Origin of the sequence: Streptomyces sp. NPDC015130, assembly GCF_043080005.1 — a bacterium.
In the GTDB taxonomy this organism is placed as follows: domain Bacteria; phylum Actinomycetota; class Actinomycetes; order Streptomycetales; family Streptomycetaceae; genus Streptomyces.
This window is the reverse complement of the sequence record NZ_JBIBVC010000008.1, coordinates 326,383-343,848: the sequence shown is the minus strand read 5'-3', so window position 1 is coordinate 343,848 and position 17,466 is coordinate 326,383. Positions and strand designations below refer to the sequence as shown.

Here is a 17,466-nt window from a genome sequence, read left to right as displayed (position 1 = left end):
TGACGCCGAACGGGTCCTTCCGGGCACATCCGCCCGGAAGGACCCGCGGAACGGATGCCCGTCCGGCCCGCACGGGCCGGACGGGGTTCGCGTCAGGGCGCCCAGGGCGCCTCGACCGACCAGCTGCTGTCGGCGCCGAGCGTCTGGGGGCGGTCGAAGCCCCCGCTTCCCGCGCCCGAGGCGATGTACACCGCGGACTCGAAGTGACGCAGGTAGGCGCCGGGGATGGTCACCGACTCGAAGGAGTGGCAGCGGGGGTCGGCGAGTCCGGTGACGGTGCGGAACGAGGCGTCCTGGCGGGCGCCGTCGGCGGAGGCCGCGGTCAGCACGTCCGTCCGGGCCAGGGAGTCGGAGTGGCGTAGGTAGCGGTCGGTGTGGCCGGCGGTGGTGACCCGGAAGGAGCGGACGTGGCCGAGACTGAGGCCCGGCGTGGCGTTGAGGTTGCGGGAGGCGGCGATGAGCGCGCCGTGCGCGGCCCGGAGTCGGGCGGTGTCGACCTTCTGGACCCTGCGGTCGTAGCTGAACAGGCCGTTGTACTCGCCCTCGACGTCGGTGATCTCGGTGTAGACGTACGCGGACAGGCCCTTGGTGAGCATGAGCTGCTGGGTGTCGCGGACCATGCCGGTGTAGCGGTCGTCGAGCTGCGCGGCGCTGGACACCTGCTCGTAGGCGAAGAACCGTCCGTCGGGGCTGTACTCGTGGCCGGGTGTGCGCAGCCCGATGCCGCCGAACTCGCCGAGCACGGAGACGCGGGTGGCGGAGGGTCTGGGTCCGTCGGGGCCGGTGTAGACGTGCCAGTCGACGATGTCGCCGGTGCCCGGATCGCCCTTGGAGGCACAGCAGTTGTAGCCGCTGTGCGAGTTCATCAGCCGACCGGGGTCGTAGTTCTCCAGGTCGGTGGTGATCCGTCGGGTGTCGTCGAGGTTCCACTCTCCCCAGCCCTCGTTGAAGGGCACGTAGGTGACGACGGCCGGCGAGAAGCGGTGCTCGTCGATGATCTCGCGGGCCTCGGTCTCGAACTCGGAGATCTGCGCCGGGGTGCGGTTGGCGTCGAAGGCGGGAGTGGAGGGGATGTCCTGCCACACCAGCAGTCCGAGCCGGTCGGCGTGGTAGTACCAGCGGGCGGGCTCGACCTTGATGTGCTTGCGCACCATGTTGAAGCCGAGGTCCTTGTGCTTCTGCAGGTCGGAGGCGAGGGCGGCGTCGGTGGGCGCGGTGTAGAGGCCGTCGGGCCAGAAGCCCTGGTCGAGGGTGCCGATCTGGAAGACGAACTCGCCGTTCAGGGTGGGTCGCATGACACCGTTGACGAGTCTCTTGCCGATCTCCCGCATGCCGAAGTAGCTGGTGACCGTGTCCACGGCGGCGCCCGACGGATCGCGCAGGGTGACCCGCAGGTCGTGGAGGAAGGGGTCGTCGGGCGACCATCGCCGGGCGTTCGGCACGGGTACCGAGAACTCGGTGAAGCCGCCGACTGCGGTGCCGACGACCTGGGCGCCGCTCAGGGCCTCGGCCTGGACGCTGTGACCGGCGACGTCACCCCGTGTGAAGACCTTGACGCGTGCGGTGTTCGTTGCGAGGTCGGCGCGGATGTCGACCGAGTAGATCGACGACATGGGGGTGGGTTCCAGCCAGACGGTCTGCCAGATGCCGGAGGTGGGCGTGTAGAAGATGCCGCTCGGGTTGTTCGTCTGCTTGCCGACGGGCTGCTTCTCGCCGCGCCCGTCGGTGGGGTCGTAGACGCGCACGATCAGTTCGTTGGCTCCCGCGCGCAGCTGCGGGGTGATGTCGACCTCAAAGCGGTCGTAGCCGCCGCGGTGGCCGGTGACGCGGGTGCCGTTGACCCAGACGGTGGCCTCGTGGTCGACGGCGCCGAAGTGGAGCTGGACCCGTCGGCCGGACCAGTTCTGCGGGACGGTGAAGGTGCGGCGGTAGAACATCAGGTCGCGGTTGTCGTTGCGCATGATCCCGGAGAGCGCGGACTCCACCGGGTACGGGACGAGGATGCGCTCGGGCAGGGTCTGGCCGACGGGGGGCGCGGCGTTGCGGTCGACGTTTCCGGCGCCGTCGACGGGCGGGTTGAGGAACTCCCACTCCCCGTTGAGGGACATCCAGTCGGGCCGCGTCATCTGGGGGCGCGGGTAGTCGGGCAGCGGGTTCGTGGTGGACACCTGGGAGGTCCACGGGGTGGTCAGGGGCGGCGTCTTCGGGACGACGGCGGAGGCGGCGGTGGTGCCGGTGAAGACGAGTCCTCCGGCCATCGCCAACAGGGCCGCCAGACAGGCGACGATGCGTCGCATCGAACTCCTCCTGGGCAGGACGGCGCCCGGAACCGCCGACACGCCGACCGTCGAGTAGGTCGAAGTCCGTTGGTTCCGTGCGGAGTTGGCGAGCGGCTCAGACAGCGGGCGAATGCCCCGCTCCTCGGATCGGCCGAGGTGGGGGGGGAACCGCACACGGGACAGTTCCCAACGGAATCTCTCGCGGAAAACCATGAAATCAAACAATTACCGCCGCACGCGCGGGATGGTTCGTACCAGCGTCTTGACGTGGGCATCTCGGACTTCGATGCCGCCGACAGGGCTTACATCGTTGTACACACACACCGAGCCGTTCACGGGAGTACCGACGAGACCCCGACCCGCCCCCGCACTCCCTCAAGCCAGCCTTAAGCAAGCATTAAGCCACAGGACAGGAGGGAAAAGCCCAGGTCAGCGGCGCGTAAGGAGAGATCGCTGACGTTGCCATGACAGTTACCCCTCCGTAATACTCACTGCCCGCGGACGGCTTCGCGTCGCACTGAGAGCGCTCTCAGTGCGACGACCCCGGGTTCGCCCCGCTCTGTCGCCCTCGTTCCCCAACCCCCCAGACAAGGGAGCACGCCCATGGCTGCTGCTCATCGCGCACGACGCTGGTCCTTCGGCGGCGTGGTGCTCGTCGTCGCCGCCGTGCTCGTCGCGGCCGTCCTCATCTCGTTCAGCGGATCGGTCGCACCGCGGGCCGATGCCGCGATCGCCGCGCAGACCTGGTCCGACGAGTTCGACGGCGCGGCCGGCCGCGCCCCCGACGGCGCCAAGTGGACGCTGGAGACCGGTGGTTCGGGCTTCGGCAACCACGAGCTGCAGTACTACACCAACAGCACGTCCAACGCCGCGCTCGACGGCCAGGGCCATCTGGTCATCACGGCGAGGAAGAACACCGACGCCGGGCTCGGCTGCTGGTACGGACAGTGTCAGTACACCTCGGCCCGGCTGAACACGGCCCGGACCTTCACCCAGGCCTACGGCCGCTTCGAGGCCCGCATCAAGATCCCGCGTGGCCAGGGCATCTGGCCAGCGTTCTGGATGCTCGGCAACGACCTCGGCACCGTCGGCTGGCCCAACAGCGGCGAGATCGACATCATGGAGAACATCGGCCGCGAGCCCAACACCGTGCACGGCACGGTGCACGGCCCCGGCTACTCGGGAGCGGGCGGCCTCGGCGCCGCGTACAGCCTGCCCGGCGGCCGCGCCTTCGCCGACGACTTCCATGTGTTCGCCGTCGACTGGAGCCCCAGCTCCATCGTCTGGTCGGTGGACGGCACCACGTACAAGACCCTCACCCCGGCCGACACCGGCGGCAAGAAGTGGGTCTTCGACCACCCGTTCTTCATCATCCTCAACCTCGCGGTCGGCGGCGACTGGCCCGGCAGCCCGGACGGGTCCACGGCCTTCCCGCAGACGATGACCGTCGACTACGTCCGTGCCTCCTCCTCCGGCAGCGCGCCCGCCGCCCGCCCGATCCGCGGCATCGGCGGCATGTGCGTCGACGTGGCCGGTGCCTCCAGCGCCGACCGCACCCCCGTCCAGCTGCACAACTGCACCGGAAACGCCGCCCAGCAGTGGACCGTCGGCAACGACGGCACCGTCCGCGCCCTCGGGAAGTGCCTGGACGTGGCGGGTGGCTCCACCGCGGACGGCGCGGTCGTCCAGCTCTACACCTGCAACGGCACCAACGCCCAGAAGTGGACGTACACCGCCGCGCACGACCTCACCAACGTCGGCGCGGACAAATGCCTGGACGCCAAGGGCAACTCCTCGGCCGACGGAACCCGGCTCCAGACCTGGACGTGCACCGGCGCGGCCGGCCAGAAGTGGACCCTCGGCTGACCGGTCCGACCCGGCGGACGGGCCCTCCCCTCCCGTCCGCTCCTCCCCTCCCGTCCGCTCCTCCCCTCCCGAACTCCCCGCATCCCCTCGCTCCCCCACCCGACCTCACGCAGACCTCCCACCCGACCTCACGCAGAACGGACCCCCACCGTGACGGCACGCCACCAGCGAACGATGTCCCGCAGAAAGATCCTCGCCGCGACCGCGGGCCTGGCCGTGGCGGTCCCCGCCGTGGCCGCCTGGCTCGAAACCGGCGCCGGCGCGGCCACCACGCCCACGCTCCCCCTCGACCTGGTCAACACCACCGGCAACAACACGGTGTACGCCTACGTACTCGGCCGCGACCCGGCGGCGGGCGGCAACTGGGCCTTCATCCAGGCCAACGGCTCCACCCTGTACCACCCGCCGGCCCCGGCCAACGACCAGACCCCGCTCGGGGCCGACTGCGCCATCGCGCTCAACGCGTCCGGCGCCGGCGCGCGAAGGGTGACGCTGCCGCGCCTGTACAGCGGCCGCATCTACTTCTCCGTCGGCGCGAAGCTCACCTTCCTGATGAACCGCGGGGGCGGGCTGGCCCTGCCGTCGGTGAGCAACCCCACCGACCCCAACGTGAACGTCCACCACGACTTCTGCGAGTTCACCTTCAACGCCGACCAGTTGTACGCGAACATCACGTTCGTCGACATGGTCTCGCTCCCGATCGCCTTCCAGCTGGAGACCGGTCAGGGCACTCAGACGGTGCGCGGGCTGCCCTCCGACGGCCTCTCCCGGGTCGCCTCGGCCCTGCGCGCCCAGTCCGCCGCCGACGGCAGCGACTGGAGCAGGCTCATCGTCGGCAAGGGCGGGGGCGGCGACCTTCGCGTGCTCAGCCCCAACCTGGCGATCCGCGGCAACAACGCTCTGTTCCGAGGCTACTTCGACAGCTATGTCGACGAGGTGTGGAACAGGTACCGCTCCACCGACCTGCGCATCGACACCCAGTTCACCTGGGGCACGCTCACCGGCCGGGTCAACGGCGACACCCTCGTGTTCCCCGGGGCCGGCAGCTTCGCCAAGCCGTCGACCCTGTCGATCTTCTCCTGCAGCGACGCGCCGTTCACCACGGGCAACGACCTGATGGGCAACCTCAGCGCACGACTCGCCGCCGCTTTCAACCGCACCACCCTGCTGGACAACCCGCACCAGCCCACCGCCGAGAACCCGGCCGCCTTCTACACCCGGCCCCGCACCAACCACTACGCCCGCATCCTGCACAACACCACCCCCGACCATCTGGGGTACGCCTTCCCGTACGACGACGTGCACCCCGCCGGCGTCGACTTCGAGGGCAAGGTGCAGTCCGGCAGCCCCGGCCGCTGGACCATCACCGTCGGCGGCGTGGCCGGCGGGGGCGGCACGCCGAGCCCGACGCCGACCGCCACCGCCACGGGCGGCGGGGTCAGCGCCTTCACCACCATCCAGGCCGAGGCGTTCAACGCCCAGTCGGGTGCCCAGGTCGAGGGGTGCTCCGACAGCGGCGGTGGCTCCGACGTCGGCCACCTGTCCAACGGCGACTGGCTCAAGTTCTCGTCCGTCGCCTTCGGCGCCACCGGCGCCACCCGGTTCAGCGCCCGCGTCGCCTCCGGCGCCCCCGCCGGCGTCAGCGGACTGGTCCAGGTCCGCCTCGGCGGCCCCACGGCCGCCCCGGTCGGCAGTTTCGCCGTCGCCAACACCGGCGGCTGGCAGGCCTGGCGTACCGTGCCCGCCGACATCGGCCGCACCACCGGCACCCACGACGTCTACCTGACCTTCGACAGCGGTCAGCCGGCCGACTTCGTCAACGTCAACTGGTTCACCTTCGCCTGACGGGTGTCCGTGCCGGGGTCCGCCTCCACGCGGGCCCCGGCCTCGTCCTTGCGGGCGCGGGACGGACCAGCCGCCCGCACAGGTCAGGACGGCGCAGGCGGGCAGCGGGTACGGCTCAGACCAGCGCGTTCTTGTAGAAGATGCTGGAGCGCCGGTCGCCCTCCACACCCGTGGCGAATCCGATGAAGAGACGGGCCTCGCCGGCATCCGTGCGGTAGATCGCCAGGCCCTCGGGCTCGCGGTGGTGGAGGGTGGCGCCGGCCTTGGTGAGGACAGGGCCCTGCTCCACGGTGCCCGTGTTGATGTCGATGCTGGTGACGTAGGAGTTTCCGTCGCCGGTAGGGGTGCCGTCGCCGGGGTAGGCGTCACCGGTCAGGAAGTACATGTACGAGCCGTAGAGGGTGTAGCCCTGCGGAGTACCGGAGATGGCCGGCTGCTTGAAGTCGACCAGCGGGGCGCCGAAGTTGCGCGTCTCAAGAGCGGAGAGGGGATAGACGGCGATGCGCTTCCCGGCGCCGGTGTGGTAGCGCACGATCACACGCCGATGGACCGGATCGACAGAGCAGGTGTACTCGGTGGCCCCGGCGATCGGCCGGTACGCGGCCGAGCCGGCCGGCGAGTTCAGCGTCGTGCCCGCGGTGTAGCGGATGGGGGCGAGCGCGGTGCCGTACCCGCTTCCGTTCGCAGCGCACTCGATCCACAGCTCGGTGCCGGAACCGTCCGGCAGCGCGGCGAAGGCGACACCGTGACCGAAGCCGTTGAGGTGCATGTACGAGATGTAGTTCCCGTCGAAGTCCATCTTGTTGATGCACAGGTCACCGGCGGACTCGGGGCTGCCGCTTCGCTTGGTCGCCACGAACAGGAACTTGTTCACCCAGTCGAAGGCGAAGCTCTGCTGAACCCGCACACCGTGCGTGTTCGCGGACCGGAACAGGTCGTGCGACGGTTGCGTGAGGTCGAACCGCTTGGTGACGGCCACGTCGGCCGAGGCGGTCTGCGCGCCGGCGCCGAGCCCGAGCGCGGCAAGCGAGGTGCCGGCCCCGGTGAGTATGAGGCTGCGGCGGGAGAGGGGGAAGCCGGGGGTTCGGTTCATGGGGGGGACTCCAGGCAAGGGTTGGGGGGATGAACACGTGATGCTATCCACCGCCGAAATGGCGTCATGTACGGGGCCCCGATGGGCGGTTGGGGCGTTCGGCCGACTGGCACCCGAGCAGCGGAAGAGGCGTCCGGCGACGGTGGTCCGCGTCCAAAGCAGCTGGGGGCCCGTTCCGTCCGAATCATTGCTCCCGAGAAGAGGCTTCGTGGACTCGACGCGTCGTTCCCAGGGGATCCGCAGTCCGGCGTCGCACCCGTGCAGCGTTCTCACGGTGCGTGACCGGCGCCCAGGGCCCCATGCTGGAGTGCGGGACCTGTCTCCCGGCCGCCCCGCGGCGGCAGAGGCCCGTGCCCGTCATGCCGACGAACGGAGCACCGCCGCCATGAGCGACCTCATCCTGATCCGCCACGGCGAGACGGAGTGGAGCGCCACCGGACGCCACACCGGCCGTACCGATCTGCCGCTCACGCCGGAGGGCGAGGCGGAGGCCCGTACCCTCGCCCCGTTGTTCGAGGGCCGCCCCACGTCCTTCGTACTCACCAGTCCCCTGCGGCGCGCCCGGCACACGGCGGACCTGGCCGGGCTGCGGGACAGGGTGGTCGACGAGGACCTGCTCGAGTGGGACTACGCCGGGTACGAGGGGCTGACCACCGCCCACATCCACGAGACCCGGCCCGACTGGTCCCTCTGGGAGGACGGCGTGGCCCCGTACGCCGACGGCCGGCCGGGCGAGACCGCGGAGGACGTGGGGCGGCGCGCCGACCGGGTCCTGGCACGCGTCGCGCCCCTTCTCGCCGCCTCCGAGGACGACGGCGTGCTCGTCGCGCACGCGCATCTGCTGCGCGTCCTGACCGCCCGCTACCTCGGCCTGCCGCCCTCCGACGGTCGGCTGTTCCTCCTCGCGACGGCGCGGGTCGGCAGGCTGTCCACGGAGCACGGACTGCCGGTGGTGTCGGGCTGGAACCAGCGCCCGCTCCCTCCTGTCCCTCCCATCTCTCCTGTCCGTCCTGTTCCTCCTGTCCACGAGTGACACGGCATCGCCGATACGCGCCACCGAGGCACTCGGCGCAGCCGAACGGGTGCAGGTTCCGCCCCCTCGCTCGCCCGCTCCGACGAGTGGCGGGCAGCCGGAAGCAGCGATGCGATGGGGCCATGCACGAACGTCGGCAGGTGAGGCACCCGTACGCCGGGCACTGGGCCGCGTGGCCGCCGGTGACCGGTGCTGCGGTCATGGCCACCGGAATCCTGTCGGTCGGTCTGAGTCTGACCGGCTTCGAGGTGGTCTCCGTGGTGGCGCTGTGCCTGGCCACGGCACTCTGGGTGCTGCTCGCGTTCGGGTTCTCCGCCCTGATCCTGGAGGACCGACGCCGCTGGGAGTCGATCGCCGACACCCCGCCGGCTCTCACAGCGGTCGCCGCCACGACGGTGCTCGGTGTCCGGTTCGAACTCCTCGGCCTCACTCCGGTGGGCGTGTCGCTCCTGGTGATCGCCGCGCTGGTGTGGCCCGTGATGCTGATCGCCGTCCTCCGGCACCTGACCCGGCGGGCACCGGGCGCCGTGTTCCTGATCTGTGTGGCCACCCAGGGGCTCGCGGTCCTGGGTGCCGTCCTCGCGCCGGAGGTCGGCGACTGGCTTGCCCGGGTGGCCCTCGGCCTGTTCCTGCTGGGTCTCGTGTTGTACGTCGACGCACTGGCCCGCTTCGACGTCCGCCAGGTGGTGACGGGCGCGGGCGACCAGTGGATCGCGGGTGGGGCCTTGGCGATCTCCGCGCTGACCGGATCGAAGCTCCTCGCCTCGGGCGTCTGGTCGGGCGGGGCGGCCACGACGCTGCGGGTCGCCACGCTCGTCCTGGTGGCTCTCGATCTGGCCTGGTACGCGGTCCTGCTGTGCGGCGAGGTCGCGCGCCCGCGCCTCGGCTACGACGTCCGTCGCTGGGCGACGGTCTTCCCCCTGGGCATGACGGCGGTGGCGTCCCTCTCGGTGTCGGCCGCCACCGGGGTCGGGTGGCTGGAGGGGGTGGGGCGCGTACTGCTGTGGATCGCCGTCGCCGCGTGGCTTCCGGTCGCCTACGGCTTCGCGCGCTCGCTCGTGGGCCGCGCGCAGGACCGCTCCTCCCCCGCTGCCGGCGACGGTCGACCGCTCCGCGCGCGCCGGAGGCGGTGACGACCGCAGCGACCGAAGCGGTCGCGCTGCGGATCGACCGCAGGGGCCGAAGCCGTCGAGCCGCGGATCGACCGCAGCTGACCCGGAAGCCGTCGGGCCGCGGATTCCAGGTCAGCTGCTACGGGGGAGGTGCCAGTGGTAGGGCCGGATGAGCTCCGTCAGGCTGTCCGGGCCCCAGGATCCCTTGGCGTACGGTTCGACCGGCGGCGGGGAGTCCAGGAGGGGCGCGGCCACCTCCCAGAGTCGTTCGATGCCCGTCGCGTCGGTGAAGAGCGACTGGTCGCCCAGCATGGCGTCCAGGATGAGGCGCTCGTAGCCCTCCAGGGCGTGGTCCTGACTGAAGGAGTCGGCGTAGTCGAAGACCATGTCCGCCGGGGTCAGGCGCATGTCGGGGCCGGGCTTCTTGGCGAGGAATCGCGCGGTGATGGTTCCGGGGTCGTCGAAGTCGATGACGAGCTCGTTGTGACGGCCTTCCGCGGACTCCTGCGCGGCCAGCGGGAACATCCGCAGGGGTGGTTCGCGGAAGCCCAGGGTGATGACGTGCCGGCTCGCGGCGAGGGCTTTGCCCGAGCGGAGGTAGAAGGGGACGCCTGCCCAGCGCCAGTTGTCGATCTCCAGGCGCAGGGCCGCGAGCGTCTCGGTGTCCGAGGCCGGATCGACTCCCGGCTCGTCGCGGTAGCCGTCGTACTGTCCCCGGACCACCCGGGCCGGGTCGACGGGGCGCAGGCTCTGGAAGACCTTGTCCTTCTCCGCGCGCAGCGAGTTCGCGTCCAGGGTGGCCGGCGGTTCCATGGCGATGAACCCGAGGAGCTGGAACAGGTGCGTGACGATCATGTCGCGGAAGGTGCCGGTCCCCTCGAAGAAGTGGGCGCGGCCTTGGATGTCGATGTGCTCGGGGACGTCGATCTGCACGTGGCTGATGTGGTCGCGGTTCCAGATCGGTTCGAGAAGACCGTTGGCGAAGCGCAGGGCGAGGATGTTGTCGACGGACTCCTTGCCCAGGAAGTGGTCGATGCGGAAGACGCGGGACTCGTCGAAGACGGTGTGGATGGCGTCGTTGAGGGCCCGGGCGGAGGCGAGGTCCGTGCCGAACGGCTTCTCCACGATCACCCTGGCGTTCCGGGCCAGTCCCGAGGCACCGAGCAGCTGCACGACCGAGGCGCAGGCCTGCGGGGGTACGGCGAGGTGGTGGAGGAGCCGGGGAGTGCCGCCGATCTCCCGTTCGGCCTCCTGGACGGCGGCGACGAGCGGGCCCGGGTGCTCGGGGTCGGCGGCGCCGAAGGTGAGTCGGCTCGCGAATTCCCGCCACTCCGGGCCCTCGGGCTTGGCGAGGCCGAACTCGGCGACCGCCTCGCGCGCGTGTTCGCGGAACGCCTCGCTGCTCAGGGCGACCGCGGCGGGTGCCGAGCCGACGATCCGGTAGCGGTCGGGGAGCAGTCCGGCTCTGGCCAGGTGGTACAGGCCGGGCAGGAGCTTGCGGCGGGCGAGGTCGCCGGTGGCGCCGGAGATGATGATCACGTGGTCGTCGGGGGTGGCTCCGCCGGGGCTGGGGGATGCGGCCACGTCAGCTCGTCCTCTCGCCACGGTCGTCGTCGGACTCGTCGTGCGTCGTGGAGTGGACCTGGTGGGCGGGCCCGGTCGCCGGGTCGGTGAACCGGTCGCCTCGGGACAGCACGTCCGGGATCTGCTCCATGGGGCCACTGTGGAGGCCCCGCGGGAGTCCGGCACCCTCCCGCGGGCCGACCGGGCGACTGGGGACGTACCGACCAGCGGCCGAGCCGACATATGTGATCACCGCGGCAGCCCGGCCTGCGCGGCGTGGCCGCGTGGGCGTCGGCGCGCAGGTGTGCTCCGGGCTGGGGCAGGCGGTGGCGGGGTTCAGGCGGTGGGCGGGGTGAGAAAGACCCGTTCCAGCAGGTCATACAGGGCGCCCTGGTCGTCGGCGCCGAGCCCGGCCAGACCCTCCTGGGTGATGCGCATCTTCGCACGGATCGCGTCGGTGACGCGCTCGCCCTCGGCCGTGAGGATCACGTTCTTGACGCGCCGGTCGGCCGGGGCGGCTTCGCGGCGCACCAAGCCGCGCTTCTCCAGCCGGTCGATGATCCCGGTCATGTTGGAGGCGTCGCAGGTCATGGTCTCGGCCAGGGCACGCATCGCGGCCGGTCCCCGGCGCAGCACGGTGAGGGCCCGGCCCTGGCTCGCCGTGAGGTTCTCACTCGCCGCCGCGACGGTGAAGTCGCCGTAGTAGACGCCGAGCGACACGGAGAGCAGCTCCAGGAGCTGGGCCGTGTCAACGCGGGGAGCTTCTGTCATGGCGGCCACTCTAGCCCAGAGATACTTGACCATCTCAAACGTCGACGTCTACCGTCGCTCTCGTTGCATGAAGTTCTCAAGCATCAAGGTTGTCAAGTAATTGCCACGAGGAGCGTCCCTGTGACCGTCACCGCGTCCCCCAGCTCACGCGCTGCCGAGATCCTGTCCCGGCCTGTCACGCTGAACGGCCTGACCGTCCCGAACCGCATCGCCATGGCCCCGATGACCCGCATGTTCTCCCCCGGCGGGGTCCCCGGCGAGGACGTGCGGTCGTACTACGCGCGCCGCGCCGCGGCCGGCGTCGGCCTGATCGTCACCGAGGGGACCTACGTCGGCCACGAGTCGGCCGGGCAGAGCGACCGCGTGCCGCGGTTCCACGGCGAGGAGCAGCTCGCGGGATGGGCGAAGGTCGCCGAGGACGTCCACGCGGCCGGCGGCACGATCGTGCCGCAGCTGTGGCACATCGGCATGGTGCGCGAGCAGGGCCAGGCGCCGTACCCCGACGCACCGGCGATGGGCCCCTCCGGCATCCGCACGGACGGCACCGAAGGCACGGGCAAGGCCATGACCCAGAGCGACCTGGACGACGTCATCGGCGCCTTCGCCGAGGCCGCCGTGGCCGCCGAGCGGATCGGCTTCGACGGCGTCGAGCTGCACGGCGCCCACGGCTACCTCCTGGACCAGTTCCTGTGGGCGGGGACGAACCGCCGCACCGACGCCTACGGCGGCGACCCCGTGGCCCGTACGAAGTTCGCGGCCGAGATCGTGGCCGCGGTCCGCCGGTCCGTCTCGCCCGAGTTCCCGGTGATCTTCCGCTACTCGCAGTGGAAGCAGGACGCCTACGACGCGCAGCTCGCCGAGACCCCGCAGGAGCTCGAGGCGATCCTCGCCCCGCTCGCCGCGGCCGGCGTCGACGTCTTCCACGCCTCCACCCGCCGCCACTGGATCGCCGAGTTCGACGACTCGGACCTCAACCTGGCCGGCTGGACCAAGAAGCTCACCGGCAGGCCCACCATCACCGTCGGCTCGGTCGGCCTCGACGGCGACTTCATCCACGCCTTCGCCGGCCAGGGCGCCCCGGTCCAGGGCATCGACGAGCTCCTCGACCGCCTGGAGCGGGACGAGTTCGACATGGTCGCCGTCGGCCGCGCGCTGCTCCAGGACCCGGAATGGGCTGCGAAGGTCCTCGCCGGGCGCACCGACGAGCTGAAGCCGTACGACGCGTCCGCCGTGAAGACGCTCAGCTAGGGCCTGTCACGACCGCTCGGCGACGCGGCCGAACGAACGGGTGCGGCCCGACTGCAAGCCGGGCCGCACCCGTGTCGAAGCGTCCGCCCCTCCCTCCGACACCTCAGGGCGGGGCCTGCCGTTGGTGACGGGTCCCGTCCCGAGGCGGACACCCGTCCGGCAGGCGGGCAGACGACTCCCGCGGTATCGCCGGACCCCTGCCAACCCGGGGCAGGGACAGCGCTCCCTTGCTACCGCCGCGTCAGAAGGTCCTGGTCAAGTAGCAGGCTTGGGGGGAAGTCGGTCCTGGTCGTGAAATGATCACGTGTTTTCGGCTTCCCGGGGTGAGGACGCCTCCCCGCAGGCGGTGCAGTAGTACGTGGGGACGGTGCCGGCTGCGGCGGCACGGTCCACGGCGGCTCGTGCCTTGCGCGCGTCCCGGTTCTCGCTTCGGACGATGGCTATCGTGCCGACGAACAGGAGCACGGCGACGACGGCTCCGATCGCTGTGAGCCAGGGCCAACCTCGGTCGTCGGCGTAGTACTTGCCCGCAGCCCCGGCCATGAGCGCGATCACGGTTCCCTCGGCGAAGTGCATGCAACCGCTGCCCTCGGTCGCGTCGGCGACCGGCACGGCAGCCGCCGCTCCGCACCGCGGACACACCGCTGACCCGTTCGCCGCCCCGCCGTCCACCCCGTTCACCATGGCCCCATCATGCCGCCACCTCGCGTGTCCATGCCAATCGGTCGGCGGACCGGCAGCACCGGCAAAGGGCCACAGTCGACGCGTATCTGCCGGCCACCGGCATCGAGGATGGCCGGGGCCCGTCCTCGATGCCGGTGGCCTGGCCTCACTTCAGGTGCCGGGCGAAGAACCGGGCCCCGGCGTCGAGCTCGAACTGCGGGACGCCTGTGTGTCCGCCCATGTTGGCGTGCAGCGTCTTCTCCTTGGAGCCGAAGGCGTCGAACAGGTCCAGGGCCGCCTGCCTGTCGTTCCCTTCGTCGTCCCATTGCAGCAGGACCTGCAGTGGAACGGTGACCTGGTGGGCCTCCTCGAAGATGGAGCGAGGCACGAAACTCCCGGCGAAGAAGCCGGCGGCCGAGATGCGCGGCTCGACCACCGCCAGTCGGACGCCGATGGAGATCACTCCCCCCTCGTATCCGACGGGGCCGCCGGTGTCGGGCAGCGACAGGAGGGCGTCCAGGGTGGCCTGCCATTCCGGGACCGACTTCTCGACGAGCGGGAGGACGAGGGCGTCGATGATCTCGTCGCCGACCGGTTCGCCGGCCTCCATGGTCCGCCGCAGGTCGGCGCGGGCCTGCTCGGCGGCGGCCCATCGGGGCCGGTCACCGCTCCCGGGGAGCTCGATGGTGGCCGCGGCGAAGCCGTACGTCGCCGCGTAGTACCGGGCCCGCCCCGCCAGCCGCGGGTACATCTTGCGCAGGCCGAGGGGCGGGGGGCTGATCAGGATCAGCGGGGCCGGTGCGGATGCGGACGCGGGCGTCCACAGGATGCCGGGGATCTCACCGAGCGTGAACTCGCGTTCGAGGACGCCGTCGTCGAGGCGCTGCTCAGAACTGAATCGCATGGTCGTGCCTTTCGGGAGTGCTCGTGAACGGCGCTCCCGGACGACCTATCGCCCGACCGTGACCCCGGAGGGGAGCACCCATGTCGATACTGCGTTCACGGGTACCACCTCCTCGTTCTCTCGCACGGCCTCCGGGAAATTAGCAGTGGTCGCCGTGGTCCGCCAACAGGTTTTCGCAGGGCGGAACCCCGACCGTGGTGGTCAGGCCCTGACGTCCCGTACGGGATGCCGGCTGAGGATCGAGACGCGGTTGAAGGCGTTGATGGTGATCGCCACCCAGATCACCGCGGAGATCTCGTCGTCGTTCAGGACCTCCCGGGCCGGTCCGTAGGCCCGCTCCTGCACGAGGGAGTCCGCCGGGTCCGTGGTGGCCTCCGCCAGGGCGAGGGCCGCGCGCTCCCGCGGGGTGAAGAGCTCGGTGTCCCGCCAGGCGGGGAGCACGCCGAGGCGCCGGGTCGTCTCCCCGGCGCGCAGCGCCGCTCTGGTGTGGACGTCGAGGCAGGAGGCGCAGCCGTTGATCTGCGAGACGCGGAGGTTGACCAGTTCCACCAGGATGCGGTCGAGGCCCGCCTCGGCGGCGGTCGCGCGGACGGCGTCGGCCGTCGCCACCAGGGCCCGGTAGGCCGTGGGACTCTGCTTGTCGAGGTAGACCCGTCGGCCGTCCTGGACCACTGTCACGTCGTTCACCCTGCGCTCCTTCGACCGAGCCGTGCACGTCACGGGTTTCGGGGCTATGATCACCCATAGTTGTTGAAAACAAAACTACAGTCTCGATGTGCGAGATACGAGAGGGGTCGGGCATGGACGACACGGAGGTGCAGGTCCTCGGCGCCCGGGACGTCCCGCTGGGCGGCCCGCGCGCCATGACCGTGCGGCGCACCCTGCCCCAGCGGGCCCGGACGCTGATCGGGGCATGGTGCTTCGCCGACCACTACGGCCCCGACGAGGTCGCCGAGTCCGGTGGAATGGACGTCGCTCCCCACCCGCACACCGGCCTGCAGACCGTGAGCTGGCTGTTCAGCGGCGAGATCGAGCACCGCGACAGCCTGGGCAGTCACGCGTTCGTACGGCCCGGGGAACTGAACCTCATGACCGGCGGCCGCGGCATCAGCCACACCGAGGTCTCCACACCGGGCACCACCGTCCTCCACGGGGTGCAGCTGTGGGTGGCACTGCCCGACGCACACCGTCACGCCGACCGCGACTTCCAGCACCACGCCCCGAAGCCGGTGCGGTTCGAGGATGCGGAACTCCGGGTGTTCCTCGGCTCACTGGCCGGTGAGACCTCCCCCGTCCCCACGTTCACGCCCCTCCTCGGCGCCGAACTCCTCCTCGCCCCCGGCGCCACGGTCGCCCTCCCCGTCGACCCGGCCTTCGAGCACGGCCTGCTCGTCGACGAGGGAACCGTCCGCCTCGGCGGCACCTCGCTGCGCCCGGCCGAGCTCGGCTACGTCCCCACGGGGCACGACACCCTGACCCTGACGAACGAGTCCGACCACCGCGCGCGGGCGGTCCTCCTGGGCGGCACGCCGTTCGACGAGGAGATCGTCATGTGGTGGAACTTCATCGGCCGCAGTCACGCGGACATCGTCGAGGCCAGGGAGGAATGGGAGCGCGCCTCCGAGCGCTTCGGGCACGTCGACGGCTACCCCGGCGCCCGCCTCCCCGCCCCTGCCCTGCCGAACGCCGCTCTCACGCCCCGGGGCAACCCGCCCCGCGCGTGACCCGCGCCCCGGACCCGCCCCCGCCGATCCCCACCGATCCCCACCGATCCCCGACGCAGACAAGGCAGATCATGAGCGAGCAGAAGCCCGAGCAGGGAACCGCGCAGGAGACCGGGCGGGAGGGCCGTGCGCCCGTCGTCCGTCGCGTCGACCCCCGCCACCGTTACGAGATCCTGGTCGACGACCGGCGCGCCGGTCTCACGGCGTACCGAGACCGCGACGACCGGCGCGTCTTCTTCCACACCGAGATCGACGACGCCTACGCGGGTCAGGGCCTCGCCGCGACCCTGGTCGAGCAGGCCCTGACCGACGTGCGCGCCTCCGGGATGCGGATCGTGCCGGTCTGCCCGTACGTGGCGAAGTTCCTGAAGAAGCACGGGGAGTTCGCCGACATCACCGACCCGGTGACCCCGGAGGTCATCCAGTGGCTGGACGCGCAACTGGGCCGCTGAGCCGGACAGGAGGCCGGGAGGCCGGGAGGCCGACTGAACCACCCGGCCTCCCGGGTCGGCCTCCCGGGTCAGCCGGCGACCGGGGCGAGTACCACGAAGTCGGCGTTCGACGGGTCGAGACAGACGGCGAGCCGGCCGACGCCCTCCGCGTCGTCCGGTCCCATCTGGACGTTTCCGCCGCTCGCGGTGACCCTGGCGACCGCGGCGTCGCAGTCGTCGACGGCGAAGACGGGGTGCCAGTACGGCCGCCCGTTCGCGAGCGCGAGGTCCGCCTCGCTCAGCTGCATGAGGCCGCCGTGCATCCGCTCCTCGGGGAGTCCGGCGGGGGTGATGAGCGCGTACGTGCCCCCGCCGCCGGGCAGTTCCATGTCGCTGAACTGCCAGCCGAAAACGGCTCCGTAGAACTCCTTGGCGGCCGCGGCGTCGCTCGTGTACAGCTCGGTCCAGGACAGTGAACCCGGCTCGTCGACCAGATCGACGCCCTTGTTCGTTCCCGGCTGCCAGACGGCGAACTGTCCGCCCAGCGGGTCGCTGTACTGCGCCATGCGGCCCCACTCGTCGAGGTCCATCGGGGCCACCCGGACCGTGCCGCCCGCCTGCTCGACCGCCCGGGTCGTGGCGTCCGCGTCGGTGACGCTGTAGTAGATCATCCAGGCGGAGCGGGCGCCCTTCTCGGTGAGCTTGCCGAGCCCGGCGACGATCTTCCCGTCCTTGCGGAACATCCCGCCTTCCATCTCCTCCGACTCCCCCATGGACTCGTACTCCCAGCCGAGCACTCCGCCGTAGAAGTCCGCGGCGGCCCCGACGTCGGGGGCGCCGAGGTCGAGCCAGCAGGGCGATCCGGGTACGAAGTCAGTGGTGATCATGGTGATGACCTTTCGCAGAGGCGGTACGCCCCCAGGCTCGCACCGAC

At 71.0% G+C, this 17,466-nt stretch carries 16 protein-coding genes; 7 read left to right on the top strand and 9 right to left on the bottom strand.

Annotated features, from left to right (window positions below; translation table 11 throughout):
* Window positions 1–92 precede the first annotated feature (92 nt).
* Complete coding sequence (locus ACF08F_RS19910) at window positions 93–2,297, bottom strand: AbfB domain-containing protein (RefSeq protein WP_392299837.1); 2,205 nt, start codon at window positions 2,295–2,297, stop codon at window positions 93–95.
* A gap of 585 nt (window positions 2,298–2,882) precedes the next feature.
* On the opposite strand from ACF08F_RS19910, the gene ACF08F_RS19905 reads away from it, so the two are divergent.
* Window positions 2,883–4,145 carry a family 16 glycosylhydrolase gene (locus tag ACF08F_RS19905; RefSeq protein ID WP_392299836.1) on the top strand — a complete coding sequence of 421 codons (1,263 nt, stop codon included), beginning with the start codon at window positions 2,883–2,885 and terminating at the stop codon, window positions 4,143–4,145.
* Window positions 4,146–4,319: 174 nt separating this feature from the next.
* A complete protein-coding gene (locus ACF08F_RS19900; protein ID WP_392299835.1) occupies window positions 4,320–5,990 on the top strand; it encodes a beta-1,3-glucanase family protein in 1,671 nt (556 codons plus the stop codon).
* Between the two features lie 115 nt (window positions 5,991–6,105).
* Here ACF08F_RS19900 and ACF08F_RS19895 read toward each other — a convergent pair whose 3' ends face one another.
* Window positions 6,106–7,083, bottom strand: coding sequence for a teichoic acid biosynthesis protein C (locus tag ACF08F_RS19895; protein ID WP_392299834.1), 978 nt, complete (start codon window positions 7,081–7,083; stop codon window positions 6,106–6,108).
* 385 nt (window positions 7,084–7,468) lie between these two features.
* On the opposite strand from ACF08F_RS19895, the gene ACF08F_RS19890 reads away from it, so the two are divergent.
* Complete coding sequence (locus ACF08F_RS19890; RefSeq protein WP_392299833.1) at window positions 7,469–8,116, top strand: histidine phosphatase family protein; 648 nt, start codon at window positions 7,469–7,471, stop codon at window positions 8,114–8,116.
* A gap of 200 nt (window positions 8,117–8,316) precedes the next feature.
* The gene (locus tag ACF08F_RS19885) at window positions 8,317–9,249 is read left to right on the top strand and encodes a tellurite resistance/C4-dicarboxylate transporter family protein (protein WP_392299832.1); all 933 of its coding nucleotides are present in this window, start codon (window positions 8,317–8,319) and stop codon (window positions 9,247–9,249) included.
* A 111-nt stretch (window positions 9,250–9,360) separates the two neighbouring features.
* Here ACF08F_RS19885 and zwf read toward each other — a convergent pair whose 3' ends face one another.
* From zwf to ACF08F_RS19870, 3 genes are all read right to left on the bottom strand, one after another.
* Complete coding sequence (gene zwf, locus ACF08F_RS19880; RefSeq protein WP_392299831.1) at window positions 9,361–10,812, bottom strand: glucose-6-phosphate dehydrogenase; 1,452 nt, start codon at window positions 10,810–10,812, stop codon at window positions 9,361–9,363.
* Window position 10,813: 1 nt separating this feature from the next.
* On the bottom strand, window positions 10,814–10,942 hold the full coding sequence (locus tag ACF08F_RS19875; protein ID WP_392299830.1) for a hypothetical protein: 129 nt from the start codon (window positions 10,940–10,942) through the stop codon (window positions 10,814–10,816).
* Between the two features lie 185 nt (window positions 10,943–11,127).
* Window positions 11,128–11,562, bottom strand: a complete 435-nt coding sequence (locus ACF08F_RS19870; protein WP_392299829.1) for a MarR family winged helix-turn-helix transcriptional regulator — start codon at window positions 11,560–11,562, stop codon at window positions 11,128–11,130.
* A gap of 120 nt (window positions 11,563–11,682) precedes the next feature.
* Here ACF08F_RS19870 and ACF08F_RS19865 point away from each other — a divergent pair, with 120 nt between their 5' ends.
* A complete protein-coding gene (locus ACF08F_RS19865) occupies window positions 11,683–12,810 on the top strand; it encodes an NADH:flavin oxidoreductase (protein WP_392299828.1) in 1,128 nt (375 codons plus the stop codon).
* Window positions 12,811–13,110: 300 nt separating this feature from the next.
* Here ACF08F_RS19865 and ACF08F_RS19860 read toward each other — a convergent pair whose 3' ends face one another.
* The 3 genes from ACF08F_RS19860 to ACF08F_RS19850 all read right to left on the bottom strand — a co-directional run bounded on the left by ACF08F_RS19860 (window position 13,111) and on the right by ACF08F_RS19850 (window position 15,064).
* Window positions 13,111–13,422 (bottom strand): hypothetical protein, encoded by a 312-nt coding sequence (locus ACF08F_RS19860; protein WP_392299827.1) that lies wholly within the window; start codon window positions 13,420–13,422, stop codon window positions 13,111–13,113.
* Window positions 13,423–13,639: 217 nt separating this feature from the next.
* Window positions 13,640–14,377 (bottom strand): alpha/beta hydrolase, encoded by a 738-nt coding sequence (locus ACF08F_RS19855; protein WP_392299826.1) that lies wholly within the window; start codon window positions 14,375–14,377, stop codon window positions 13,640–13,642.
* 201 nt (window positions 14,378–14,578) lie between these two features.
* Window positions 14,579–15,064: a carboxymuconolactone decarboxylase family protein gene (locus ACF08F_RS19850; RefSeq protein ID WP_392299825.1), complete on the bottom strand. Its 486-nt coding sequence runs from the start codon at window positions 15,062–15,064 to the stop codon at window positions 14,579–14,581.
* A gap of 113 nt (window positions 15,065–15,177) precedes the next feature.
* On the opposite strand from ACF08F_RS19850, the gene ACF08F_RS19845 reads away from it, so the two are divergent.
* Entirely contained in the window at window positions 15,178–16,101 is a 924-nt protein-coding gene (locus ACF08F_RS19845) for a pirin family protein (protein ID WP_392299824.1), read from the top strand.
* A 71-nt stretch (window positions 16,102–16,172) separates the two neighbouring features.
* Window positions 16,173–16,553 carry a GNAT family N-acetyltransferase gene (locus tag ACF08F_RS19840; protein ID WP_392299823.1) on the top strand — a complete coding sequence of 127 codons (381 nt, stop codon included), beginning with the start codon at window positions 16,173–16,175 and terminating at the stop codon, window positions 16,551–16,553.
* A 68-nt stretch (window positions 16,554–16,621) separates the two neighbouring features.
* Here ACF08F_RS19840 and ACF08F_RS19835 read toward each other — a convergent pair whose 3' ends face one another.
* Window positions 16,622–17,419, bottom strand: coding sequence for a VOC family protein (locus ACF08F_RS19835; RefSeq protein WP_392299822.1), 798 nt, complete (start codon window positions 17,417–17,419; stop codon window positions 16,622–16,624).
* Window positions 17,420–17,466: the final 47 nt, after the last annotated feature.

Bases quoted from the DNA above. Each gene is read 5' to 3' on its own strand.
- ACF08F_RS19905 (WP_392299836.1), top strand. From the start codon at position 2,883: ATGGCTGCTGCTCATCGCGCACGACGCTGGTCCTTCGGCGGCGTGGTG.
- ACF08F_RS19885 (WP_392299832.1), top strand. From the start codon at position 8,317: ATGGCCACCGGAATCCTGTCGGTCGGTCTGAGTCTGACCGGCTTCGAG.
- ACF08F_RS19890 (WP_392299833.1), top strand. From the start codon at position 7,469: ATGAGCGACCTCATCCTGATCCGCCACGGCGAGACGGAGTGGAGCGCC.
- ACF08F_RS19855 (WP_392299826.1), bottom strand. From the start codon at position 14,377: ATGCGATTCAGTTCTGAGCAGCGCCTCGACGACGGCGTCCTCGAACGC.
- ACF08F_RS19835 (WP_392299822.1), bottom strand. From the start codon at position 17,419: ATGATCACCACTGACTTCGTACCCGGATCGCCCTGCTGGCTCGACCTC.
- ACF08F_RS19895 (WP_392299834.1), bottom strand. From the start codon at position 7,083: ATGAACCGAACCCCCGGCTTCCCCCTCTCCCGCCGCAGCCTCATACTC.
- ACF08F_RS19840 (WP_392299823.1), top strand. From the start codon at position 16,173: ATGAGCGAGCAGAAGCCCGAGCAGGGAACCGCGCAGGAGACCGGGCGG.
- ACF08F_RS19910 (WP_392299837.1), bottom strand. From the start codon at position 2,297: ATGCGACGCATCGTCGCCTGTCTGGCGGCCCTGTTGGCGATGGCCGGA.
- ACF08F_RS19870 (WP_392299829.1), bottom strand. From the start codon at position 11,562: ATGACAGAAGCTCCCCGCGTTGACACGGCCCAGCTCCTGGAGCTGCTC.
- ACF08F_RS19875 (WP_392299830.1), bottom strand. From the start codon at position 10,942: ATGGAGCAGATCCCGGACGTGCTGTCCCGAGGCGACCGGTTCACCGAC.
- ACF08F_RS19845 (WP_392299824.1), top strand. From the start codon at position 15,178: ATGGACGACACGGAGGTGCAGGTCCTCGGCGCCCGGGACGTCCCGCTG.
- ACF08F_RS19900 (WP_392299835.1), top strand. From the start codon at position 4,320: ATGTCCCGCAGAAAGATCCTCGCCGCGACCGCGGGCCTGGCCGTGGCG.